Here is a 24,164-nt window from a genome sequence, read left to right on the forward strand (position 1 = left end):
CGCTCAGGCAAGCGTCGGCAGTTCCCGATCCAGCCGCTGGTACAGGGCGCTGTCCGTGGGCCAGTTGCGCAGCAACCGCGCCCGGTCACGGGCAAATGCCGGGGCGAAGCTGAGCTGGGTCGCATGGTGGCTCATCGCATCCAGGTCGATCAGCGCCCAACGACCATCCTGCCAGAACAGGTTATGCCCTTTCAGGTCACCATGGCTGATGCGCTCATGGATCAAGCGCTCCAACAACTGCTGCAGAGCCTGCAACTGCTCCTGAGGCACGTCGCCGCTCTCGACATACGGCGCAAAGCACTCGACCAGGTCAGGCCCGTCCATGTACTCGGTCACCAGGTAAGCACGACCACGCAAGCCGCAGGTCCGCCGTTCCAGTACCGCCAGCGGCTTCGGCGTGGCGATGTCCAGAAACGCCAGGCGATGCCCTTCAATCCATGAATGCCAGGCACGACTCGGACGCCAGAAGCGCTTGAACCAGTGAGCGGCATTCTTGATGTTGTAGCGCTTGATCACCAGATGGCGGCCATCGACCTCGACCCGAGCGACACTGGCGGCCCCTCCGGTCTTGTACATATGCCCTTGTTCAATCAACGTATCGGCCTGCTCCAGCACAGCGCTCATCGCGGCCAACTCATCGCGGCGCACGGCCCGCAACCCGGAAAGCCCGCGCTCGACGCTAAACAGCGTGCATTCACGGCCGGCCTTGTCCAGGTAGTCCTTCAGCCGCCAGGCACGCACCTTGTCGGTCTGTTTCTGCAGCGCTTCCAGTACCAGCGCATGTTCACCATTGGCCAACAGGTAATGAACCAACAGTTCTTCGATGTACGGTTCAAGACGCTTGGGCAACTGCGCAAACAACACCCCAAGGTTCTGCAGCACCCGATCACGCGACAGCGGTTGGCCTGGGGTTTCGGCCTTTATACCGGCCCCGTCGATCAGGTACAGCTGACCGTTGTGACGCAACAGGTTGTCCAAGTGCAGGTCTTCCTGCCAAAGGCCCTTGGCGTGCATCTGCGCCACCGCAGCCAATGCCTCGCCCAGCACCTGCTGCTGCTCGTCTGCCAGCAACGGCAGGTTCTCCACTTCGGCCCAGGCGTCGGCCAGGCTGAGGGCACCCTCAAGAAACTCGAACAGCAGCCAGCCGCCCTCGCCCTCGCGCAGGCCATCTGCCAAAAGCCGCGGCGTGGTCAGCCCTTGCCCGGCAAGCAAGCGCACGCCCTCCAGCTCACGCTGAAAGTGCCGCGCAGCGCTGTTGCCCACCAGCAGCTTGGCCAGTACGGGCTTGCCACGCCAGACCCCGGCACCGACATAGCGTTGCCCAGGCAGCACCCGCAACAGCGTGAGCAGTTGCAGATCGGCAGCACCGGCTGCATCGGCCAGGGAAATGCTCAGTGGCAGCGTCGGGCGACGTCCGGCGCTCTTGAGTTCAGACAATTGCATCAGCGAGCCTCTTTAATACAGCGGCGGCGCGTCAGGCGCTCCAACCAATTATCGACCAAAGCGCTATCTGCTGGCTGTTTCAGATAAGCCGCCAGCAGCACACGCACATCGCCTTCGCTCCAGGCCTGGGCACGCCGCAGCAATGGTTCCAGGTCTTTCAGCCGGTCGCGCATGCCAAACAACAACGGTCGCGTTTTCTCCAGGTCAATCAGCCGTGCCTGCCAGCCATCACGGCGCTCACGCAGAAAAATATGCTTGGGATAGAAGCAGCAATGCACCTGACCGGCACGGTGCAGCTTACGCGCGGCTCGTCCACACACCTGAAGAATGCCCTGACGCTTCGACGCCGACAGCTGCGGCCACTTTTCCAGCAGGCTTTCCAGGTCGCTCCAGTCGTCCAGTGCACGAGTCATCAGAATAGCTCGACGCTCACCGCAAATACGCCGCTCACCGTAGTAGACCGCCTGCAACGCGGGGATACTCAGGGCCTGGTAACGGCTGATATTGCGAAACTCGCGGGCAAACGTCGGCTCACCGAATGGCCGGTGCAAGGTGCGAGTCAGGTAGTTGCTCTGACGCTTCAGGTAGTAGCCCTTCCCCTCAAGCTCCAAGCGGTAAACGCTGCTCCAGCCACCACGCCCGGTATTGGGCTCATCGACCGCATCGAGCTGCAGTGCCCAAAGTTGGTCGAAATCGCTCAGGCCATGACGGGCGAGCAATGCCAACTCGCCACTGGCCAGAAAATCGCTCATTCACGTCCCTCAAAAAACCTTACAACATGCCGAATGCGCCGCTTGTCCGCCGCATCGAGCCGCTTGCACCCACGGTACTGCAGGTAGAAGCGCAATCTTTGGGTAGCCGACAACTGATACTTGGCCACTTTATCCAGGCATGCCAAATCCTTTGTAATCCGGTAGCGCAGCATAAAGCCCCACCAGAAGTCGCCCGTCGGGCAGTCGATCAGGAACAACGTGCCCTGATCATCGACCAGCAGGTTGCGCCACTTAAGGTCGTTGTGGGTAAAACGCTGGTCATGCATGCAGCGGGTATGCCGCGCCAGCTGTTGACTCAGATGGTCAACCCAGGCGCGGTCACGCAAGCGCGGGTCACGGCGTTCCGCCAGCGCCGACAAGTCTTCGGTATGCGGCAACTCGCGGGTAATCATCGCCCCGCGGCTAAAACTCAGGCCGTTGCGCTCCAAGCCCCAGGCGATCACTTCGGCGGTAGGGATGTTCCACTTTGCAAACTGCCTGAGGTTCTGCCATTCCGCTTTGATCCGTGGGCGCCCGAGGTAACGGCGCAGGCCTTTGCCAGCACCGACATAGCGTTTGACGTAATAGTTGATTCCGTCGCGCTGAAACCGGATCACCTCGCTCAACAGATCGTGCGTCAAGCGCTCACCCTGAAGCGCGAAGACCGCATCGATACTGCCAAAATCGGCTGCGAGTGCCGCATAGGCAGGGTCAAGTGTCCAACCCGTCATCAGAGCGCATCCCCATACCGTTGCTTGCGCGCATAGAGCTTCTGGGCCTTGCCCTCCAGCCAGCGCAACAAGGCTGCTTCATCAGCCAGAACCTGACGCAATGGCTGCTGAAAATAGCCGCGCAGGAAGCGCAGCTTGTCGCGCGGAGTCAGGCCGATGTCCAGAGCCGAGAAATACAGCGCTGCCAGGTCTTTGTCGCGCCAGCGCCGGGAGATCTGCGCGCGGGTTTGAGCGCGGTGCAGGTCGATCACCGAAAGCTTGAAGTCATCCGCCGTCACTGGACGGTCGGTGTGCAGCAGGAAGTGGCAGATGTAGCAGTCACGGTGATTGACCCCTGCGCGGTGCATGGTACCGGTCATGCGCGCCACTTCCGCAATCAACGCCCTTTTCAGGCGCGGCTCTGGTGGCTGCTGGGTCCAGTTCAGGCTGAAATCTTCCAGGCTGACCGTGGGCGCCAGTTCCTCCGTCACGATGAACGAGTGCTGGGTCGCAGGGTTGCTGCCACGCTCACCATAGGCCACTGCGGTCATGGTGGGGACGCCGACCTGGTGCAGGCGCTCAATGGCGCGCCATTCCTGGCCAGCACCGAGCACCGGCAGCTTGGCCGTGAACAGGTTCTTGAAGATCTCACCCCAGCCAATGCCACGGTGAATCTTGACGAAATAACCCCGCCCCTCGACCTCGGTGCGCAGGGTACGGCGGCCTTCCAGCTCGCGGTACACCTGGCCTTGCAAGGCTTCAACAGCCTCGAAGGCATCGCACCCGGCCCACAGGCGCTTGAAGGGTTCAGCCAGTTTCAGCTTCATGCGCGCTCCTGCGCCAGAATCACATCGGCGGCATGCTCGGGCATGCTGTACAAGTCGGCACTGTCGGCAAACGCCAAACCATTACGCGCCCAGGCGGCGCGAGCGGTGTTGTCTTCAAGCATGCGTTGCAGGTACTGGTTAAGCTGCTCCTGCTCGAAGGGTTCATCGAGCACCAGGCCGCTGTCAGCCTCGGCAATGTAATGGGCATAACCACAGACCGCCGAGACCAGCACCGGCAAACTCGCCACCAAGGCCTCCAGCAACACCGTCCCGGTGTTCTCGTTGTAGGCCGGGTGAATCAACAGGTCGGCACCGAGCAGGAAGCGCGGAATATCGCTGCGCCCCTTGAGGAACTGCACGTGATCACCCAGGCCCAGCGCCGTACTCTGCAGTTGGAACACCTTGGGGTCGTCCTGACCGATCACCATCAGCCGGGTACGTTTGCGCAAGTCCGAAGGCAGTGCCGCCAGGGCTTTCAGGCTGCGATCGACGCCTTTGGTCTTGAAACCCGAACCGATCTGCACCAGCAACAGCTCATCGTCCGACAGCTTGAACTCGCGGCGAAACGCCGCACGAATCTCTGCGGCGTTGGCCGGCGCCCGGCGATCCTGGGAGATGCCCGGCGGCAGCAAGTGGAAACGTTGCAGCGGCGTGCCGTAGTGTTTGATGAACAGTGGTTGTTGCACTTCGGAGATCATCAAGATTTCAGTCTTGGACTCTGGCGCAAATACCGCCCGCTCGTACTCGGCAAAATGCCGGTAGCGGCCCCAACGCCGGTACAGCGAGTTACGCAGGGTCTGCGCCTTGTCCTCGAAGCAGCCGTCAGCCGCATAGTAAACGTCCAGGCCGGGCATCTTGTTGAAACCGATCAAGCGATCGACCGGGCGTTTGGCCAGGTCGGCCGCCATCCAGGCACTGAGCTTTTCATTGCGTCGGTGGTTGAACAGCGCCTTGACCGGCGCCACCAACACTTCAAAGCCCGGAGGTACATCGCCCTCCCAGATCAACGTGTAGACACGGATCTGGTGCCCGCGACGCTGGCACTCCAACGCAATGCGCATGAAGTCGCGTTGCAGGCCACCGAACGGGAAATACTTGTAGAGCACAAAAGCCAGTTGCATCAACGAACATCCTCAGCCAGCAGCAGCGCGCTCAGTCGGCCCGCGACGTGCTCGGGATTCAAGCGAGTGAAACACAACGGCCACTCGCGTTTGAGATCGAACCGACGCTGATCGTCAGCGCTCGGTTTGTAGGTGCATTTCTTCTGCAGGCAGGGCGCACAGGGGAAATTGCTCCCCAGGTGTATCTGCGCCTTGCCATAGGCACCGGTGAGCCCGGGGTTGGTCGGCCCGAACAAGGACAGGGTTGGCACATCCAGCGCTGCCGCCAGGTGCCCGAGGCCGGTATCTACCGCAACACAGGCCCTGGCCGACGCCAGCACCCGGGCGACACCGGCCAGATTCAGTTTCGGCAAGACCTTGGCATTGCTCAGCCCTTGGGCAATACGCTCGGCGCGCGCACGCTCGGCCGGGTTCCCCCACGGCAGACGCACCTCGACACGCAGGCGGCCCATGCGCTCGGCCAGCTCCCGCCAGTAGGCCTCAGGCCAGTGCTTGGTGTCCCAGGTGGTGCCATGCAGAAACACCACGAACGGTGCCGCGATGCCTTCCTGCAAGCGGGCACGATCAAGGCCGTAGTCACCCAAACCGGAAGGCAGGTCGTAGCCCAGCGACAAGGCGAACAGCTGACGCACCCGCTCGACCGCGTGCTGGCCATTGGCAACCGACAGTCGACGGTCATAGAACCGGCTCGACAGGCCTTCGCGGGCCGAATAGCGGTCAAGGCCAGCTACCGGTGCCTTGACGTAGCGGGTCAACCAGGCGCTCTTGACCAAGCCTTGAGCATCGATCACCAGGTCGTACTGGCGTTCACGCAGACGCTGCTTGAACTGGCGCCATTCGCCGCTCTTGAAGGTCTGCCAGAGGTTCTTGCGCCAGCGGCGAATAGCCACCGGAATGACCTTGTCCACCGCAGGATGCCAACTGGGGATCTCGGCGAAACCTTCTTCGACCACCCAGTCGAAGCGGATGCCGGGAATCGCCCGGGACGCATCGGTCAGCGCCGGCAACGCGTGAATCACGTCACCCAGAGAAGACGTCTTGATCAGCAATACCCGCACTTAGTCGACCTCGGCCATGACATCAATCAACGTCGGGCCGTTCAACCGCTGCAGCGCGGCAGCCACGGCATCCGGCTCCAGCTGGCGCAGGCAATTGTAGTGGCCAAAGCGGCAGGTCCGCTCGAAACACGGGCTGCACTCAAGGCCCAGGCGAACGATTTCCACCTGATCGGCCAACGGCGGGGTGAAGCCCGGCGAGGTCGAGCCATAAACCGCCACCAGCGGACGGTTAAGGGCCGCAGCCACATGCATCAGGCCAGAGTCGTTGGACACCACCGCGTCACTGCAGGACAGCAGGTCGATCGCCTCGGCCAGGGAGGTTTCGCCACTGAGGTTGGTCGACTCCTCGCGCAGCCCAGGGATCAGCCGCTCACGGATCGACTCGCCCACTGCATGGTCGTTCTTCGAGCCAAACAGCCACACCTGCCAGCCTTCACGGATCTTGATTTCAGCAACCTTGGCGTAATGCTCGGACGGCCAACGCTTGGCCTCACCAAACTCGGCGCCAGGGCACAAGGCCAATACCGGGCGATCCAGGCTCAGGCCGAACTTGGCCAGCGCGGCCTCTCGGCTTTCGGCCTCGATGCGCAGGTTCGGACGCGGGTAGGGTTGGGGTAGCTCGGCACCGGCCGGATACGCCAGGGCCATGAAGCGCTCGATCATCAACGGATAGCGTGCCTTGTCGAGCGTGCGCACATCATTGAGCAGACCGTAGCGGAACTCGCCACGCCAGCCGGTACGCCGAGCGATGCCGGCAAAGAACGGCACCAGTGCCGACTTCATCGAATTGGGCAACAGAATCGCCTGATCGTACTCGCCAGCCAGGGATTTACCGATACGCCGACGGGTCGCCAACTCCAGCACGCCGTGGCCGAGCGGAAAGCTCAAGGCCTTGCGCACTTCAGGCATACGCTCAAGGATCGGCCGGCTCCATTCAGGTGCCAGCACATCGATCACACACTCGGGGTGATGCTGCTTCAGGCAATGGAACAGGGTCTGTGCCATTACCATGTCGCCCACCCAGCTGGGCCCAATGATCAAAATTCTCATGCTTTATCCAGAAACGATCAGGGAGGCTGCAGCCTGTTCATCAACAGCCTGGCCTCCCCTCTTTATAATCAGGCTTGATCCGACCAGTGTACGCCATGTGGTCGCAGCAGGCCTTCCATCGCCTGAATCAACGGCTCGAACCCCTCACTTCAGACCCAACTCAGCCCAGATACGCCGCACCTCGCGCCGCTCGCTGACGAACTGCCCGGCATCGATGACCCCGGCCTGTTTCTGCAAGGCCTGGCGATGTGCGGCCGAGCGGAATGCCTTGTAGACCTCACGCAGCAGCACCGCATCGCTGACCGGCATCAGCCCGGCTTCCTCAAGCCCTTCAAGGATGCGGATGTTATCGGTGTAACGCAGCAAGGCCGGATGCTTGTCAGACCAGGCCAAAGCGGCGTATTGCACCATAAATTCGATATCGACGATACCACCGGCGTCCTGCTTGATATCGAAGGGCATACCGGCGTCATAGGCATTGGCCGCCGTACCGGCAGCCGTCGCCTTGGTTCCGAGGTTGTCGCGCATCTTGGCGCGCATCTCACTCACTTCGGTCTGCAGTTTACCCAAGTCGCGGCTCTGACCGAGGATACGGGCACGTACGCCCTCGAACGCTGCGCCGACCTGCGGGCACCCGACCAACACACGGGCACGCACCAGCGCCTGATGCTCCCAGGTCCAGGCCTCGTTCTGCTGATAACGCTCGAACGCGCCCAGCGAACTGACCAACAGCCCCGAGGCGCCGGACGGGCGCAAGCGCATGTCGACATCGTACAACTGGCCGGAGTTGGTCTGAGTGGTCAGCAAGTGGATGATCCGTTGCCCCAGACGCGTGAAAAACTGCGCGCTGTCGATCGGTTTGGCACCGTCGGTTTCGGCTTGCGGGTCGCCGTCATGGATAAACACCAGGTCCAGGTCCGAGCCGTGGCCCAACTCGATACCGCCCACCTTGCCGTAGCCCACAATAATGAAGCCCGGATCGCAGAGGCTACCGTCACTGCGTTTAGGCTGACCATGACGGGCCACCGTCTGGCGCCAGGCCAAGGCCAGCACCTGATCGAGGATCGCTTCAGCCAACCAGGTCAGGTAGTCACTGACCTTCATCAACGGCAGGTTGCCGGCAATTTCCGACGCAGCAACACGCAGGCTGTGCGCCAGCTTGAAGTGCCGCAGCGCCTCCATTTGCTGCTCCAGGTCATCCTCGGGAATACGCGTCAGCCGCTCACGCAGCTCGGCAGCCAGCTCCGGCGCATGAGGCGGGCTGAACAGGCGACCTTCATTGAGCAGCTCATCAAGCAACAGCGGGAAGCGCGCAATCTGCTCGGCAATCCAGGGGCTGGCGGCACAGAGGGTCAGCAAGCGCCGCAAGGCGCCTGGGTTTTCAGTCAGTAGAACCAGATAGGCGGAACGCCGCGCCACCGCCTCGACGAGCGGCAATACCCGCTCCAGTACCAGATCGGGATCAGCATGCTCCACCGCTTGCGCCAGCAGGCGTGGAATAAAGGCATCCAGGCGCTCACGACCCAGGCGTTGCATGGCACGCAACTGTGGGCTCGCGCGCAGGCCAGCCAGTTGTTTCAGGGCCTTGGGCCCGTCGACAAACCCGGCGTCCTGCAACTGACGACAGGCGGCCTCCTCATCCTGTACCTCTTCCCACAACGGCAGCCATTCGCCTCCGACCACCTCTTCACCGGCTTCGCTGTCCTCGTCGGGGTCGGCAATGACCTGGCGGAAATGCCAGTCGATGCGCCCACGCCAGTACATCAACTGTTCATGGAACGCCGCCCAGTCGGCAAAGCCAAGCATAAAGGCGATCCGGGCACGGTCCAGCTCACTGTCAGGCAGCATTTGTGTCTGGCGGTCGGCAATCGCCTGAATGGCATGCTCGGTATAACGCAGGAACTCATAGCCCTCGCGCAGTTCGGCAACCACCGCAGGCGGCAGGTAGCCCTGCCCTTCAAGGGTTGCCAGCACCTTGAGCAGCGGCCGCTGCTGCAGGCTCAGGTCACGCCCGCCGTGAATCAACTGGAACGCCTGGGCGATAAATTCGACCTCGCGGATACCGCCAGCCCCCAGCTTTATATTGTCGGCCATGCCCTTGCGCCGGACTTCCTGCTGGATCAACTGCTTCATGGTGCGCAGCGCTTCGATCGCCGAGAAGTCCAGGTAACGCCGGTAAACGAATGGCCGCAGCATTTCCTGCAACTGCGCGCCAGTGGTCTGATCGCCAGCCACTACCCGCGCCTTGATCATCGCGTAGCGTTCCCAGTCTCGACCCTGGTCCTGGTAGTACTGCTCAAGGGCATTGAAGCTGAGCACCAACGCGCCAGCCGAGCCATAAGGGCGCAAACGCATGTCGACTCGGAATACGAAACCGTCGACGGTGACCGGGTCCAGCGCCTTGATCAGGCGTTGACCAAGGCGGGTAAAGAACTCCTGATTATCCAGCGAACGTTTGACCCCTTCGGTTTCCCCGCCTTCCGGGTAGGCGAAGATCAGGTCGATATCCGAAGACAGGTTCAGCTCGACCGCGCCGAGCTTGCCCATGCCAAGCACCACCATGTGCTGCGGCTCGCCGCTACGGTGGCCGATGGGTGTGCCGAACTGCTGGCACTGACGCGGGTACAGCCATTGATAGGCCTGATCGATGGCCGCATCGGCCAGGTCGGAAAGGTCACGGCACGTCTGCACCAGATCGGCCTGGCGATTCAGATCACGCCATATGATCCGTACCTGCTGGCGCGTGCGCTGTCGGCGCAGGTTGCGCGCCAACTCGTCTTCCGTCGTGGCCGCCTGGGCCGCTGCAGCCACCTGGGCGCACAACTCACCGGCAGCGAACGGGCGGTCCAGTTCGCCACTGGCCAGCAGGTCCAGGAGCATCTGCGGGTCTCGCAGCACCTGTTGCAGTACAAAGTCACTGGCCGCGCAAACCCGGTCAAACTGCTGCCAGCGTTCTGGGCTCCAGTCGTCCAGTTGCAGGCCAGCGTCTGCGACCGCACTGCGCAGCGACTGTTTATTGCGCTCGACCAGCGGCGCGAAGGAAGCGGGCAACTCGGCCAGCGAAGGCAAGCTCATGGTCTATCCTTGAACGGCGTGAAAAAGTGGTGGGCTGCAAGGCACGTAAAACAAGGCCTCGGACAGACTGTCGTACAAAAGTTATAAATAGCTGAAAAAACCGATTTCTTGGTAGAAAACATCGCAGCAAACCCTTTGATGACGGAGCTTTTACCACCCGTATCGATTTTTCCCACAACCCGAGCAGAGGCCACGAGCCATTTTTCTGTAGTTTTACTACTATCATTTCGCCTCAAAAGCATGAAATGCCGATTGATTTGTAGTAAAACTACACAGCGCCGGGACCCTATCCGGTAATCCAAGAATTCATGTCGCCTGCCCACAAGGCCAGGCGCCAAAAAACTCAGGCCACCGATTCTGGTAGCCTTTCCGCCCTGGAGCAAGCCATGCAAGACCTCGATCCCGTCGAAACCCAGGAATGGCTGGACGCCCTGGAGTCGGTTCTCGACAAAGAAGGCGAAGACCGCGCTCACTACCTGATGACCCGTATGGGCGAGCTGGCAACCCGCAGTGGTTCGCAGCTGCCATATGCCATCACCACGCCATACCGCAATACCATTCCCGTCACCCACGAAGCACGTATGCCTGGCGACCTGTTCATGGAACGCCGCATTCGCTCGCTGGTGCGCTGGAACGCGCTGGCCATGGTAATGCGTACCAACCTGAAAGACTCGGATCTGGGCGGCCACATCTCCAGCTTCGCCTCCAGTGCCACCCTGTATGACATTGGCTTCAACTACTTCTTCCAGGCCCCGACCGATGAACACGGCGGCGACCTGATCTTCTTCCAGGGCCACGCCTCGCCGGGCGTCTACGCCCGCGCGTTCATGGAAGGCCGCATCAGCGAAGATCAGATGAACAACTTCCGCCAGGAAGTCGATGGCAATGGCCTGTCGTCGTACCCGCACCCATGGCTGATGCCTGACTTCTGGCAGTTCCCGACCGTTTCGATGGGCCTGGGCCCAATCCAGGCGATCTACCAGGCACGCTTCATGAAGTACCTGGAAAGCCGTGGCTACATCCCTGAAGGCAAGCAGAAGGTCTGGTGCTTCATGGGTGACGGCGAGTGCGACGAGCCGGAATCCCTGGGCGCAATCGCCCTGGCCGGCCGCGAGAAGCTGGACAACCTGATCTTCGTCATCAACTGCAACCTGCAGCGCCTCGACGGCCCGGTTCGCGGCAACGGCAAGATCATCCAGGAACTCGAAGGCGTGTTCCGTGGCGGTGGCTGGAACGTCAACAAAGTCGTCTGGGGCCGTTTCTGGGACCCACTGCTGGCCAAGGACACCCACGGTATCCTGCAGCGCCGCATGGACGAAGTCATCGACGGCGAGTACCAGAACTACAAGGCCAAGGACGGCGCGTTCGTCCGTGAGCACTTCTTCAACACCCCAGAACTCAAGGCCATGGTCGAAGACCTGTCCGACGACGAGATCTGGAAGCTCAACCGTGGTGGCCACGACCCGTACAAGGTCTACGCGGCCTACCATCAGGCGGTCAACCACAAAGACCAGCCGACTGTCATCCTGGCCAAGACCATCAAGGGTTACGGTACCGGTGCAGGCGAAGCCAAGAACACCGCGCACAACACCAAGAAGGTCGACATCGACAGCCTGCGGCTGTTCCGCGACCGCTTCGACATCCCGGTCAAGGATGACGAGCTGGAAAACCTGCCGTTCTTCAAACCGGAAGAAGGCAGCGCCGAAGCCCGTTACCTGAGCGAGCGCCGTGCCGCCCTGGGTGGCTTCGTGCCTCAGCGTCGCGCCAAGAGCTTCAGCATCCCGACTCCGCCACTGGAAACCCTCAAGGCAATCCTGGACGGCTCGGGCGACCGTGAAATCTCCACCACCATGGCCTTCGTGCGGATCCTCGCGCAACTGGTCAAGGACAAGGAAGTCGGCCAGCGCATCGTACCGATCATCCCGGACGAAGCCCGTACCTTCGGTATGGAAGGCATGTTCCGTCAGTTGGGCATCTACTCCTCGGTCGGCCAGCTCTACGAGCCAGTCGATAAAGACCAGGTGATGTTCTACCGCGAAGACAAGAAGGGCCAGATCCTCGAGGAAGGCATCAACGAAGCGGGCGCCATGTCCTCCTTCATCGCTGCCGGCACCTCGTACAGCTGCCACAACCAGCCGATGCTGCCGTTCTACATCTTCTACTCGATGTTCGGCTTCCAACGTATCGGCGACCTGGCCTGGGCCGCTGGCGACAGCCGCACCCGTGGCTTCCTGATCGGCGGTACCGCCGGTCGCACCACGCTCAACGGCGAAGGCCTGCAGCACGAAGACGGTCACAGCCACATGCTGGCTGGCACCATCCCGAACTGCCGCACCTACGACCCGACCTATGGCTATGAACTGGCGGTAATCATCCGCGAGGGCATGCGCCAGATGATGGAAGAGCAGCAGGACATCTTCTACTACATCACCGTGATGAACGAAGCCTACACCCAGCCAGCCATGCCGGCCGGTGTCGAGGAAGGCATCATCAAGGGCATGTACCTGCTCGAGGAAGACACCCGCGAAGCGGCGCACCACGTTCAACTGATGGGCTCCGGCACCATCCTGCGTGAAGTCCGCGAAGCGGCGAAGATCCTGCGTGAAGAGTTCAACGTCGGCGCTGATGTCTGGAGCGTTACTAGCTTCAACGAACTGCGTCGCGACGGCCTGGCCGTAGAGCGCAGCAACCGCCTGCACCCTGGCCAGAAGCCGAAGACTACCTACGTCGAAGAGTGCCTGGCTGGCCGTAAGGGCCCGGTCATTGCCTCCACCGACTACATGAAACTGTTCGCCGAGCAGATTCGTCAGTGGGTACCGAGCAAAGAATTCAAAGTCCTGGGTACTGATGGCTTCGGTCGCAGCGACAGCCGCAAGAAACTGCGTCACTTCTTCGAAGTCGACCGCAACTTCGTAGTGCTGGCTGCCCTGGAAGCCTTGGCCGACCGTGGCGATATCGAACCGAAAGTGGTGGCTGAAGCCATCGCCCGTTTCGGCATCGACCCGGAAAAACGCAACCCACTGGACTGCTGAGGAGTATTTCTAAGTGAGCGAACTCATTCGCGTACCTGACATCGGCAGCGGTGAAGGTGAAATCATTGAGCTGTTCGTCAAAGTTGGCGACCGCATTGAAGCCGACCAGAGCCTGCTGACCCTGGAGTCCGACAAGGCCTCCATGGAGATCCCGGCTCCGAAAGCCGGCGTGATCAAGGCCTTGAAGGTCAAGCTGGGTGATCGCCTGAAAGAAGGCGACGAACTGATGGAACTGGAAGTCGAGGGCGCCGCTGCGGCGCCTGAGGCTCCGGCCGCAGCACCTGCAGCCGCCCCGGCACCTGCTGCAGCGCCAGTCGCCGCAGCCGCGCCAGCAGCTGCCCCTGCGGCGGCCACTGTTCAGGACATCCATGTTCCAGACATCGGCTCCTCGGGCAAGGCCAAGATCATCGAAGTACTGGTCAAGGTCGGCGACAGCGTCACAGCTGACCAGTCGCTGATCACCCTGGAATCGGACAAGGCAAGCATGGAGATTCCATCGCCTGCAGCTGGCGTGGTCGAAGCGATCATCGCCAAGCTGGACGACGAAGTCGGCACTGGCGACCTGATCCTGAAGCTGAAGGTTGCAGGCGCAGCTGCGGCTGCCGCCCCGGCACCGGCCGCAGCACCCGCCAAGGCCGAAGCGGCTCCAGCTGCAGCACCTGCTGCAGCGCCAGCAGCGGCGGCCAAGGTCGAGGTGGCACCTGTCGCCGCTCCGGCTGCCAACAACGGCGCCAAGGTTCACGCCGGCCCTGCCGTGCGTCAACTGGCCCGCGAATTCGGCGTCGAGCTGAACGCTGTTTCGGCCAGCGGCCCGCACGGTCGTGTCCTCAAGGAAGACGTGCAGGCGTACGTCAAGGCCATGATGCAGAAGGCCAAGGAAGCGCCTGCCGCCGGTGCAACCGGTGGTGCAGGCATCCCGCCGATCCCGGAAGTCGACTTCAGCCGTTTCGGCGAAGTCGAGGAAGTGGCGATGACGCGCCTGATGCAGGTTGGTGCCACCAACCTGCACCGCAGCTGGCTGAACGTGCCTCATGTTACCCAGTTCGACTCGGCCGACATCACCGAACTGGAAGCCTTCCGCGTTGCGCAGAAAGCCGTCGCCGAGAAAGCGGGCGTCAAGCTGACCGTGCTGCCACTGCTGCTCAAAGCCTGTGCACACCTGCTCAAGGAACTGCCAGACTTCAACAGCTCGCTGGCACCAAGCGGCAAGGCCATCCTGCGCAAGAAATACGTGAACATCGGCTTCGCCGTGGACACCCCGGATGGTCTGCTGGTTCCGGTCATCAAGAACGTCGACCAGAAGAGCCTGCTGCAACTGGCTGGTGAGGCTGCGGCCCTGGCTGAAAAAGCCAGGACCAAGAAGCTCTCGGCTGATGACATGCAGGGCGCCTGCTTCACCATCTCCAGCCTCGGACACATTGGCGGCACCGGCTTCACGCCGATCGTCAACGCGCCGGAAGTGGCGATCCTCGGTGTCTCCAAGGCCACCATCCAGCCAGTCTGGGATGGCAAAGCCTTCCAGCCGAAGCTGATGCTGCCGCTGTCGCTGTCCTACGATCACCGCGTGATCAACGGCGCCGCAGCAGCACGCTTCACCAAGCGTCTGAGCGACCTGCTGGCCGACATCCGCACCATGCTGCTGTAATCGCTACACCCTGTCTCCCTCTGCCGGGGGAGACAGACCCTTTTTCGAGCTGCCACGCTCGTACCTCAACCCCGCCAATTTGGCGGGGCTTTTTTTGCCTGTTACTTGTGTGTTGCAGCCGTAATGGCCGAGTGCTCGTAGAGCTGTCCAGGCCACAGCCCCCATGCCCCTCGCCCCAACGCCCCCTCGCTTCAGAAACTGTCGATACGGCCGATAACCTGAAAAGTCGTAACCACGTGTTGCGCTTGTCAGCCAGCACGGCATGATGCAACCTTGCGGCACGCATTTTTCCACGAGTTCCAGGCCACTGCGCATTCGTACTTTTGAAGCGAGCTCTCCATGAAAAGCCAACCCGATGCCGCCAGCCGTATGGTGGCCGAGGTAGTGACGCAATTGCCCGTGCCTTCGCGGCTCGGCATGCTGCGTTTCGAGCGGCTGAATGAAGCCAGTTGGGCCATGCTGTTTCTCGACCCGAGCTGTGAACGCCAGTTCGGCATGCCTGCCGTCGACCTCTGCGCCCTGATCGGGTCGCCTTACGCGAGCCTGATGGAGCCTGAGGCGCGCTACAAACTGCACGACGCCATTGAGCTGCAACTGAGCCAGCGCAACCATTACCTGGTGCGCTACACGCTGCACACAAGCGTAGGGCCGCTGCACCTGCTGGAAGTCGGCGAAGCGTACAAACAGCACAATCGGCACCTGTTGCGCGGCTACTTGCTGGTAATCGACGGGCAGCCTGGCGATAGCCCAGAGCTTTCGCCCAGCGAACTGGAAACCCGTAACAACCGCCTGCAGATCGCCCTGCAACTCAACCAGCAAGCGCAACAGGAACAGCTCGAGCATCTGGAGCGGGTGCGCGCCCAGCAGGACCTGATCCTGCGCCTGGCACGACAGCGTTACAGCGCCGGCAACTCGCTGCAGGAGGCCGCCGAACTGATCACCCGCAGCGCCTGCGAGATCTACAAGGTCGACTGCGCAAGCATCTGGAACCTGGAAGACCAGCGCCTGGAGCCTATCTCGGCCTACTACCGCGATACCCAGGAATACCGCCTGCCCGAAGCGTTCGACGCCAGCCAGTTCCCCAACTACCTGGAAGCCCTGCACACCAGCCGTGCCATCGACGCCCACAATGCCAACCACGATCCGCGCACCCGCGAGCTGGTTGATCACCTGCGCCAGCACAACATCAGCGCCATGCTCGATGCCAGTATCCGCATCGACGGGCAGGTGGTCGGTGTGCTGTGCCTGGAGCATAGAGGCTCGACACGCACCTGGCAGTCGGACGAACTCGCCTTTGCTGGCGAGTTGGCCGACCAGTTCGCCCAGGTCATCAACAACCACAACCGCCGCACGGCCACCAGTGCCCTGCACCTGTTCCAGCGCGCCGTGGAGCAAAGCGCCAACGCCTTCCTGCTGGTCAACCGCGATGGCGTGGTCGAGTACGTAAACCCAAGCTTCACGGCGATCACCCAGTACAGCGCCGAAGAGGTCCATGGCCACCGCCTGTCAGAGCTGCCGGCCCTGGAAAACCTCAACGACCTGCTCTTCGATGCGCCCTCCAGCCTGGCCATGAACAACAGTTGGCAAGGCGAGTTCAAAAGCCGGCGCAAGAACCTTGAGCCGTACTGGGGACAGTTGTCGATCTCCAAGGTCTATGGCGATAACCGCGAACTGACCCACTACATCGGCATCTACGAAGACATCACCCAAACCAAGCTGGCCCAACAGCGTATCGAACGCCTGGCCTACACCGACAACCTGACCACCCTGGGCAACCGGCCCTCATTTATCCGAAACCTGGACGAGCGATTTAACTGCGACAGCGACCGCAAGATCAGCCTGTTGCTGGTGGACATCGACAACTTCAAGCGGATCAATGACAGCCTTGGTCATCAGACCGGCGACAAACTGCTGATCAGCCTGGCCCGACGCCTGCGCAACAGCCTGAGCCCCGGTGGCAGCTTGGCGCGGTTTGCCAGTAACGAATTTGCCGTACTGCTCGACGATACCGACATGGAGGGTGGCCAGCAGGTTGCGCAACAGTTGCTCAAGACCCTCGACAAGCCACTGTTTGTCGATAACCAGTTGATCAACGTCACCGCCTCGGTCGGCCTGGCCTGCGCACCGCTGCACGGGCGCGACCCGCAAACCCTGATGAAGAATGCCGGGCTTGCGCTGCACAAGGCCAAAGCCAACGGCAAGCATCAGGTCCAGGTCTTCACCGAAGCGCTCAACGCCGAAGCCAGCTACAAACTGTTTGTCGAGAACAACCTGCGCCGGGCGCTGACCCAGAACGAACTGGAAGTGTTCTACCAGCCTAAGGTCTGCCTGCGCAGCGGTCGCCTGCTGGGCATGGAGGCGCTGCTGCGCTGGAACCATCCGGAAAAGGGCATGATTCGCCCAGACCAGTTCATCAGCGTCGCCGAGGAAACCGGCCTGATCATTCCAATCGGCAAGTGGATCGCACGTCAGGCCTGCCGCATGAGCCAGGAGCTGGCAAGCGAAGGCCTGGGCAACCTGCAAGTGGCCATCAACCTGTCACCCAAGCAGTTCTCCGACCCGGACCTGGTCGCCTCGATTGCCAAAATCCTCAAAGAGGAAGCCCTGCCGCCGCACCTCCTGGAACTGGAGTTGACCGAAGGCCTGTTGCTTGAAGCCACCGAAGACACTCACCGCCAACTCGACGAGCTCAAGCAGTTGGGCCTGACCCTGGCCATGGACGACTTCGGTACCGGCTACTCGTCACTGAGCTACCTGAAGAAGTTCCCGATCGACATCATCAAGATCGACCGCAGCTTCATCAACGAAATTCCCGACAACCAGGACGACATGGAGATCACCTCAGCCGTGGTCGCCATGGCCCACAACCTCAAGCTCAAGGTGGTTGCCGAAGGCATCGAGACCGCTGAGCAATTGGCATTTCTGCGCAGGCACCGTTGCGATGTCGGCCAGGGTTACCTGTTTGACCGGCCCATCTCCGGCCACGAGCTGCTGGATAAACTCAAGCGCTACCCACGCGGCCCAATCGCCTGACAGCCGTGTAACACTCGGGCACACTACAGGTCTAAGCCTTATCGACGCCGCCTCGCGGCCGTCCCATCTGACATAGAGGAGTGGGTTCATGGTCTTGCGCTCTGAAATCCTGACAAACAAAAGCACGCTACCGACTGAAAAGCAGGCCCTGCCGGGCCGCGAACAACACGTGACCTTACCCGAGTATCACTTCGTCAACGGCAATCCACTGCTGGGGCCGTTCACGGGCAATGTGGAATTCGCCATTTTCGGCCTGGGTTGCTTCTGGGGGGCAGAACGCCGTTTCTGGCAACGCGAAGGCGTGGTCAGCACAGTGGTAGGTTACGCGGGTGGCTTCACACCGAACCCGACCTACGAGGAAGTCTGCTCTGGCCTGACCGGCCACACTGAAGTGGTGCTGGTTGTCTACGAGCCGGAAAAGGTCAGCTACCAGGAACTGCTAACGATGTTCTGGGAACTGCATGACCCAACACAGGGGATGCGCCAGGGCAATGACATTGGCACGCAGTATCGCTCGGTGATCTATACCACCACCCCTAGCCAGCTGGAACAGGCCCTGGCCAGCAAGCACGTGTACCAGGCCGAACTGACCAAGGCCGGTCGGGGCACCATCACCACTGAAATCGCCGAGCACTCGATCGTGTACTTCGCCGAAGCCTACCACCAGCAGTACCTGGCCAAGAACCCGAATGGCTACTGCGGCATCGGCGGTACAGGCATCTGCATGCCGCCCAGCCTGCAAAACAACTGAGGAACTGACATGTCCGCACCGAGCATGACGCTGTTTTACTCGCCGTTCTCGCCGTTCGTCCGCAAGATCATGGTCTTGCTGCACGAAACCGGGCAACTGGACCGGGTCGCGCTGCAGAGCGTCAACATCAGCCCGACCCAGCCCGACGCGACGCTGAACCAAGGCAACCCGGCCGGGAAAATCCCGGCCCTGCGCCTGGCGGACGGCTCGGTGCTGCATGACAGCCGGGTGATCTTCGAGTACCTCGACCTGCAGCATGTCGGCAACCCACTGATCCCACGTGAGGGCTCCGCACGCTGGCAGCGCCTGACCGTTGCCTCACTGGCTGACGCGATTGCCGAGGCAGCCGTGCTGACCCGCTACGAGACCTTCCTGCGTCCGGAAGAAAAGCGCTGGGATGCCTGGGTCGATGCACAACAGGAGAAGATCCGGCGCGGCCTGGCCCAACTGGAACAGGCGCACATCGCTGAACTCAGCGCGGCATTCGACGTCGCAGCCATTGGTGTCGCCTGTGCCTTGGGTTACCTCGACCTGCGCATGCCACAGTTCGGCTGGCGCAGTGCTCAACCTAAACTGGCGGCCTGGTACGCTGACGTCAGCCAGCGGCCATCACTCCGGGCCACTGAACCACCCAAGGCCTGATCGGCGGCCTGCCCGCGATACCTGTGGGAGCCGGGCTTGCCCACGATCCCCCCCCCCCGATCCCATCGCAGGCAAGCCAGCTCCAACAAAGCCCACGCCAGCCTGTAGGAGCCGGGCTTGCCCGCGATGCAAACACCGCGAACTCACGGGCACCCCACCGACGCCATCGCAGGCAAGCCAGCTCCAACAGATCCCGCGCCAGCCTGTAGGAGCCGGGCTTGCCCGCGATGCAAACGCCGCGAACTCGCGATCACCCCACCGACGCCATCGCAGGCAAGCCAGCTCCAACAAAGCCCACACCAGCCTGTAGGAGCCGGGCTTGCCCGCGATGCAAACGCCGCGAACTCGCGATCACCCCACCGACGTCATCGCAGGCAAGCCTGCTCCAACAGATCCTGCGCCAGCCTGTAGGAGCCGGGCTTGCCCGCGATGCAGACGCCGCGCACTCACGGGCACCCCACCGACGCCATCGCAGGCAAGTCAGCTCCAACAGATCCCGCGCCAACCTGTAGGAGCCGGGCTTGCCCGCGATGCAGACGCCGCGCACTCACGGGCACCCCACCGACGCCATCGCAGGCAAGCCAGCTCCAACAGATCCCGCGCCAGCCTGTAGGAGCCGGGCTTGCCCGCGATGCAAACGCCGCGAACTCACGGACACCGCGCCGATCCCATCGCAGGCAAGCCAGCTCCAACAAGGGCTGAACAGCCTGGCGATATTTATCGCCAGCGCCGCCCCTGCACAACGCTCCTCGCGTAAACCGCTCATTACAGCTTGCCCTGCCCTACCCGGTACCAGTCCAGGCGCCGGGTCAGGATCATGAATACACCCAGCAAGCCGAACAGCAGCAACGATCCCATCAGCAAGGCGTAGTCCTCTGCGCTGAGCAAGCCATAGAGCATGCCGTACAGTACCGCCAGGCCACCGCTGAAGCTCAGCGCTCGGCCCAGGCTGTGCAACACATGACTCAGGTAGAAACCAATCAGCAACACGCAAGCACTGGCCGAAATCGCATAGGCCGGGCCGAAGCCAACGTGCTCGGACAGCGACAGCAACAGCAGGTAGAAAAACGCCAGGGCAACACCCACCAGCAAGTACTGGATCGGGTGAACACTGAGGCTTTTCAACACTTCGAAGAGGAAGAAGCCGGCAAAGGTCAGGGCAATGAACAACAACGCATATTTGATCGCCCGCTCACTCTTGAGGTACTGATCCACCGGGTCGATAAAGCTCACGCCAAAGGCGCGTTCCTTGAACTCCAGGCAAGACTCGTTGTTCACACACTGGCTCAAGGCGTCTTCCATGTTGGTGGAGAAGAACGAGGTTTTCCAATTGGCAGTGAAGCTCTGGCTGTCGATCAGGCGACTGCTCGGCAGGTAGTTACCGACAAAACTGGGGTGCGGCCAGTTAGCCGCCATGGTCACATTGCTGCTACGCCCCACCGGCAACACTTGCAGTTTCCCGGTACCTTGCAGGCTCACATCAAAGGCGTAATCCAGAACGGTCTCGTTGCGGCTGTCCAGCGCGGGCAGTGCCACATGCACCCCGGCACCCAACCAGCTCAGGCCCGTGCCCGGCTGGAAATCCATCGACTGGCCGTTCAGGTCCAGCTTCAGGCCTTTCTCGATGCCGCGGATGTCGCTGATCGCCACCGCCAGGAACGGCGCATCGAAGGTGTAGTCCTCAAAATCATTGCCTAAACCCAGCTTCACCGGTATCTGGAACTGGCCGTTGATGCGGTTTTCGGCGTGGTACAGGCGCGCTTCGTAGATGCCGCGTGAACGCAGCTCAGTGTCGATCCTGGCGTTCAGGTCGAAGGTCTCCGGCAAGAAATACAAGTGGCCGTTGACCGTTTTCACGTCCTGATAGAGTGCGCCACCCCCTTCCGGGGTTTTCCACTGCCGCTCGATCTTGCGGTACGGCACCACCAGCAATGGGCCGCTGAGCGTCTGGCTGAAGCTGGAGCTCTGGGCAATGTCCTGCACCACACCGTCGCGCAGCGACTGGCGCTCCTGGATCAGCCCACCAATCATCAGCAACGGTACCAGCAACAACACAATCAAAAAGGCGATAGCGCCCAGTTTCAGGCTTAGGTTTCGGTTCATGCTCAAGGCTCCGGTTTCGATGCCACAGAGTGTGTGTCAGCGTTATGGAGCCTTGAGGGAGCGAATATGGAGACTTTGTGTAGATGCGGTGAAGCCTCAGTTGAATCGGTTGGCCGGTAGCCACAGGCGAACCCGCACACCACCCTCGACATTGCCGACGTCCAGCGAACCGCCGTGCAGTTGCAGCACCTCTTCGACAAAGTTCAGCCCAAGCCCGGTGCTCTTGCGCCCTGTACGCGGGCGCGGCAAGGAATAGAAGCGCTCACTGAGCCGCCCCAGCGCATAGTCGGGAATCGCCTCGCCCTGGTTGAACAGGCTCAGCGCAACACGCTGCCCGTCCCGTTCCAGCTCGAACAGCAGCATCCCGTCTGGAGGGGTGAAGTCCAGCGCGTTATCCAGCAAGTTGGCAATCGCCTGGTGCATCAGGAACGGCTCGCAGAGCAGCTGGAGTTCATGCGGCAAACGCTGCCGCACCTGCAGGCCGGCACTTTCGATACGGGCACTGTGGGCCAGCAACAGGTCGTCGACCATCTGCGCCAGTGGCACCCACTCTTGCGCATCAAGGCTCTGCAACTGCTCCACCTGCGCGAGGTTGAGCAGGCGCTCGATCAGTTGCTGCATCCGCGCGCTTTCGCTTTCTATGTTGCCGGCAAAGCGTTGCCGCTGAGCCTCCGGCATTGGCCCCTGAAGCAACTCGCTGGCACCGCGAATGGCCGCCAGCGGGCTTTTCAGCTCATGGGTCAGGGTGTGCACATAGCGCTCGACATAGGCTTTGCCTTCAAGCTGGGTACGCATTCGCTCCACAGCCCCGGCCAACTGTGCCAACTCGCCACCACGGTAATGTGGCAGCTCCGCACGCTCGCCCTCACTGACTGCCAGGGCATAACGGGTCAGGCGCTGCAATGAGGTCGCCAACCACCAGGACAACCCGGCCCCCACCAGCAAACCGAGGGCGATCAGACCGACACCGAGGTACAGCAAACGGCGTTCGGAGCGGTCGATATAGGGCTGCAGCGAGCTGTTGGGCTTGGCCACCGTGACCACACCGATGATCGTGCCGTTATCCAGAATCGGCGCACCGACATGCATCACCGAGGACGCCGGATCGTCAGGGTCGCTGCGGGTCGAGCGGGCGCCGTACTGCCCACGCAGGGTCAGGTAGACGTCGTTCCAGCGCGAGTAGTCCTGGCCCACTGCCAGGTCGCTGGAATCAAGCAGAACGATACCCTTGGCATCGGTCACGTAGATGCGGTGGTTGACCTCGGTCTTGGGCAGCCCCCAGATCTGCGCTCGCGGCTGCCGCTGGCCATAGGCCTGGAGCACCTGCGGCAACTGGCTCTGGCCCAAGGTGCCGGCCTTGACGTCCGCGCGCAGGATCTCGGCCAGCAGGTTGGCGGTGTCCACCAGGGTTTCCTCGGCAGACTGGCGCACACCAGGGCGAATTTCCTCGCGCACGGTGTTGATCAGAAAGTAGCCCGTCAGGCCGACAAACAGGAAGTAGACCAGAAAAATCCGTATCCCCAGGCGCATCAGCTATGGCTCGGGCTATAGCTGTAGCCCAGCCCGCGGTGGGTCTGGATCGGCTCTGCCTCGCCGGCCACCTGACGCAGCTTGGCGCGTACGCTCTTGATATGGGTATCGATACTGCGTTCATACCCGGCATCGGCCGGCACCCCGACCGCATCGAGCAACTGCTCACGGCTGAACACCCGCTCCGGTTGCTCCAGCAGGCACTGCAACAGACGAAACTCGTGCCGGGTCAGGCCCAACGGCTGACCACGGTAATTGATCTGCATACGCACGGTGTCGAGCACAAAGGGCTCAAGGCTGCCCAACGCCTCGGTACGCGGCGCCATGCGCTTGAGAATCGCCCGAACCCGGGCCGCGACTTCACGCGGGCTGAAGGGTTTGACCACATAATCGTCGGCACCGATCTCCAGGCCCACCACGCGGTCGATCTCACCGTCACGGGCACTGAGGAACATCACCGGCACCTCGCTGAAGCGACGTAACTGGCGGCAGGTTTCAAAGCCACTGATATCCGGCAGGCCAATATCGAGAATCACCAGATCAGCCGGACGCAGACGCTGCTGCTCCAGTGCCGCGTTGCCCAGCGTCACCCACTCAGTGCTGTGGCCTTCACCCTGCAGGGCGTAGATCAGGGTATCGGCAATGGCCGCTTCGTCTTCGACAATCAAGATATGGGGCATGGCATCCAGGCCTGGCGGTAATCGGTCGCCACTTGTAAGAGATTCAGGTGTGGCTGACAAGGCCCAGAAACTCTATACCTCCACAAAGGCCAGCGTTGCCGGCGATAGGGTCGCGGTGGTGTCAGCCATTAACCCGGCGCCCCTATCGTCGGCAAGGCCGACCTGTACAAGGCTAGACCATCAGCATGCAGGCTTACCCGCCGTGAAGCGTCGCGCCGGGTTCACGGCCGCGCCAAACTCGCGCAGAGCCTTGGCGCCGATCAGCAACGGGTAGTTGAAACTGCTGCGGTCGGCCAGGTTCACTTCAACGGTGCGCTTGGTATCGCCAAGGCACAGCTCCAGATCAATCACCGGGCGCTTGGTCACGTCGGCACCTTCGCCTCCATCATCCTCTTCATCCGCACGGTTCTTGATCTTGCTGATACGCGCCAGCTTGTGCTCGTAGACCTTACCGTCTGAATCCTTGGTGGCCAGGCGAAAACGCACCCAATCTTCACCGTCGCGCTGGAAACGCTCGATGTCCTTGGCCGACAACGACGCCGTCAATGCCCCGGTGTCCATCTTGGCCTTGAGGGTTTCGCCGATCTCCGGCAAGGCGATGTATTCATAACGGCCATACAGGGTCGGCTCGGCGGCCATCACCGGCAGGGCCAACAGGGAAAGCAATGCGAGTAAGGGTTTCACCGGGTTGGCTTCCTTGAGAAAAGACAGT

17 protein-coding genes are annotated in these 24,164 nt (G+C 61.6%); 5 read left to right on the top strand and 12 right to left on the bottom strand.

Annotated features, from left to right (window positions below):
- Nucleotides 1-3: 3 nt before the first annotated feature.
- The 8 genes from CS390_RS22590 to glnE all read right to left on the bottom strand — a co-directional run bounded on the left by CS390_RS22590 (nucleotide 4) and on the right by glnE (nucleotide 10,036).
- The gene (locus tag CS390_RS22590; protein ID WP_099776034.1) at nucleotides 4-1,443 is read right to left on the bottom strand and encodes a lipopolysaccharide kinase InaA family protein; all 1,440 of its coding nucleotides are present in this window, start codon (nucleotides 1,441-1,443) and stop codon (nucleotides 4-6) included.
- Complete coding sequence (locus CS390_RS22595; RefSeq protein WP_065760757.1) at nucleotides 1,443-2,195, bottom strand: lipopolysaccharide kinase InaA family protein; 753 nt, start codon at nucleotides 2,193-2,195, stop codon at nucleotides 1,443-1,445. Before CS390_RS22595 ends, CS390_RS22590 begins: the two co-directional genes overlap by 1 nt.
- Nucleotides 2,192-2,926, bottom strand: a complete 735-nt coding sequence (locus CS390_RS22600; protein WP_099776037.1) for a lipopolysaccharide kinase InaA family protein — start codon at nucleotides 2,924-2,926, stop codon at nucleotides 2,192-2,194. The genes CS390_RS22595 and CS390_RS22600 overlap by 4 nt, the downstream gene beginning before the upstream one ends.
- Nucleotides 2,926-3,732, bottom strand: coding sequence for a lipopolysaccharide core heptose(I) kinase RfaP (rfaP, locus tag CS390_RS22605; protein ID WP_065760759.1), 807 nt, complete (start codon nucleotides 3,730-3,732; stop codon nucleotides 2,926-2,928). The genes CS390_RS22600 and rfaP overlap by 1 nt, the downstream gene beginning before the upstream one ends.
- Complete coding sequence (locus CS390_RS22610) at nucleotides 3,729-4,853, bottom strand: glycosyltransferase family 4 protein (protein ID WP_099776039.1); 1,125 nt, start codon at nucleotides 4,851-4,853, stop codon at nucleotides 3,729-3,731. The genes rfaP and CS390_RS22610 overlap by 4 nt, the downstream gene beginning before the upstream one ends.
- Nucleotides 4,853-5,911 carry a lipopolysaccharide heptosyltransferase I gene (gene waaC, locus CS390_RS22615; protein WP_065760761.1) on the bottom strand — a complete coding sequence of 353 codons (1,059 nt, stop codon included), beginning with the start codon at nucleotides 5,909-5,911 and terminating at the stop codon, nucleotides 4,853-4,855. Before waaC ends, CS390_RS22610 begins: the two co-directional genes overlap by 1 nt.
- Entirely contained in the window at nucleotides 5,912-6,961 is a 1,050-nt protein-coding gene (waaF, locus tag CS390_RS22620; RefSeq protein WP_065760762.1) for a lipopolysaccharide heptosyltransferase II, read from the bottom strand. It abuts the gene before it with no gap.
- Nucleotides 6,962-7,105: 144 nt separating this feature from the next.
- The gene (gene glnE / locus CS390_RS22625) at nucleotides 7,106-10,036 is read right to left on the bottom strand and encodes a bifunctional [glutamate--ammonia ligase]-adenylyl-L-tyrosine phosphorylase/[glutamate--ammonia-ligase] adenylyltransferase (protein ID WP_065760763.1); all 2,931 of its coding nucleotides are present in this window, start codon (nucleotides 10,034-10,036) and stop codon (nucleotides 7,106-7,108) included.
- 386 nt (nucleotides 10,037-10,422) lie between these two features.
- Here glnE and aceE point away from each other — a divergent pair, with 386 nt between their 5' ends.
- From aceE to CS390_RS22650, 5 genes are all read left to right on the top strand, one after another.
- Nucleotides 10,423-13,068, top strand: a complete 2,646-nt coding sequence (gene aceE, locus CS390_RS22630) for a pyruvate dehydrogenase (acetyl-transferring), homodimeric type (RefSeq protein WP_065760764.1) — start codon at nucleotides 10,423-10,425, stop codon at nucleotides 13,066-13,068.
- 13 nt (nucleotides 13,069-13,081) lie between these two features.
- A complete protein-coding gene (gene aceF, locus CS390_RS22635; RefSeq protein WP_099776041.1) occupies nucleotides 13,082-14,713 on the top strand; it encodes a dihydrolipoyllysine-residue acetyltransferase in 1,632 nt (543 codons plus the stop codon).
- 339 nt (nucleotides 14,714-15,052) lie between these two features.
- A complete protein-coding gene (locus CS390_RS22640) occupies nucleotides 15,053-17,746 on the top strand; it encodes a bifunctional diguanylate cyclase/phosphodiesterase (protein WP_065760767.1) in 2,694 nt (897 codons plus the stop codon).
- An 88-nt stretch (nucleotides 17,747-17,834) separates the two neighbouring features.
- Nucleotides 17,835-18,497: a peptide-methionine (S)-S-oxide reductase MsrA gene (msrA, locus tag CS390_RS22645; protein WP_099776042.1), complete on the top strand. Its 663-nt coding sequence runs from the start codon at nucleotides 17,835-17,837 to the stop codon at nucleotides 18,495-18,497.
- Between the two features lie 9 nt (nucleotides 18,498-18,506).
- Entirely contained in the window at nucleotides 18,507-19,139 is a 633-nt protein-coding gene (locus CS390_RS22650) for a glutathione S-transferase (RefSeq protein WP_065760769.1), read from the top strand.
- Nucleotides 19,140-19,904: 765 nt separating this feature from the next.
- Here CS390_RS22650 and creD read toward each other — a convergent pair.
- The 4 genes from creD to CS390_RS22670 all read right to left on the bottom strand — a co-directional run bounded on the left by creD (nucleotide 19,905) and on the right by CS390_RS22670 (nucleotide 24,136).
- Nucleotides 19,905-21,242, bottom strand: coding sequence for a cell envelope integrity protein CreD (creD, locus tag CS390_RS22655; protein WP_099776044.1), 1,338 nt, complete (start codon nucleotides 21,240-21,242; stop codon nucleotides 19,905-19,907).
- A gap of 96 nt (nucleotides 21,243-21,338) precedes the next feature.
- On the bottom strand, nucleotides 21,339-22,772 hold the full coding sequence (gene creC / locus CS390_RS22660) for a two-component system sensor histidine kinase CreC (RefSeq protein WP_099776046.1): 1,434 nt from the start codon (nucleotides 22,770-22,772) through the stop codon (nucleotides 21,339-21,341).
- The gene (gene creB, locus CS390_RS22665; protein WP_099776048.1) at nucleotides 22,772-23,452 is read right to left on the bottom strand and encodes a two-component system response regulator CreB; all 681 of its coding nucleotides are present in this window, start codon (nucleotides 23,450-23,452) and stop codon (nucleotides 22,772-22,774) included. Before creB ends, creC begins: the two co-directional genes overlap by 1 nt.
- A gap of 180 nt (nucleotides 23,453-23,632) precedes the next feature.
- Nucleotides 23,633-24,136 carry an ATP-dependent zinc protease gene (locus tag CS390_RS22670; protein ID WP_099776050.1) on the bottom strand — a complete coding sequence of 168 codons (504 nt, stop codon included), beginning with the start codon at nucleotides 24,134-24,136 and terminating at the stop codon, nucleotides 23,633-23,635.
- Nucleotides 24,137-24,164 lie beyond the last annotated feature (28 nt).

Source organism: Pseudomonas sp. HLS-6 (assembly GCF_002753995.1).
Lineage (GTDB): Bacteria > Pseudomonadota > Gammaproteobacteria > Pseudomonadales > Pseudomonadaceae > Aquipseudomonas > Aquipseudomonas defluvii.

Bases quoted from the DNA above. Each gene is read 5' to 3' on its own strand.
- CS390_RS22590 (WP_099776034.1), bottom strand. From the start codon at position 1,443: ATGCAATTGTCTGAACTCAAGAGCGCCGGACGTCGCCCGACGCTGCCA.
- CS390_RS22595 (WP_065760757.1), bottom strand. From the start codon at position 2,195: ATGAGCGATTTTCTGGCCAGTGGCGAGTTGGCATTGCTCGCCCGTCAT.
- CS390_RS22600 (WP_099776037.1), bottom strand. From the start codon at position 2,926: ATGACGGGTTGGACACTTGACCCTGCCTATGCGGCACTCGCAGCCGAT.
- rfaP (WP_065760759.1), bottom strand. From the start codon at position 3,732: ATGAAGCTGAAACTGGCTGAACCCTTCAAGCGCCTGTGGGCCGGGTGC.
- CS390_RS22610 (WP_099776039.1), bottom strand. From the start codon at position 4,853: ATGCAACTGGCTTTTGTGCTCTACAAGTATTTCCCGTTCGGTGGCCTG.
- waaF (WP_065760762.1), bottom strand. From the start codon at position 6,961: ATGAGAATTTTGATCATTGGGCCCAGCTGGGTGGGCGACATGGTAATG.
- glnE (WP_065760763.1), bottom strand. From the start codon at position 10,036: ATGAGCTTGCCTTCGCTGGCCGAGTTGCCCGCTTCCTTCGCGCCGCTG.
- aceE (WP_065760764.1), top strand. From the start codon at position 10,423: ATGCAAGACCTCGATCCCGTCGAAACCCAGGAATGGCTGGACGCCCTG.
- CS390_RS22640 (WP_065760767.1), top strand. From the start codon at position 15,053: ATGAAAAGCCAACCCGATGCCGCCAGCCGTATGGTGGCCGAGGTAGTG.
- msrA (WP_099776042.1), top strand. From the start codon at position 17,835: ATGGTCTTGCGCTCTGAAATCCTGACAAACAAAAGCACGCTACCGACT.
- CS390_RS22650 (WP_065760769.1), top strand. From the start codon at position 18,507: ATGTCCGCACCGAGCATGACGCTGTTTTACTCGCCGTTCTCGCCGTTC.
- creD (WP_099776044.1), bottom strand. From the start codon at position 21,242: ATGAACCGAAACCTAAGCCTGAAACTGGGCGCTATCGCCTTTTTGATT.
- creC (WP_099776046.1), bottom strand. From the start codon at position 22,772: ATGCGCCTGGGGATACGGATTTTTCTGGTCTACTTCCTGTTTGTCGGC.
- creB (WP_099776048.1), bottom strand. From the start codon at position 23,452: ATGCCCCATATCTTGATTGTCGAAGACGAAGCGGCCATTGCCGATACC.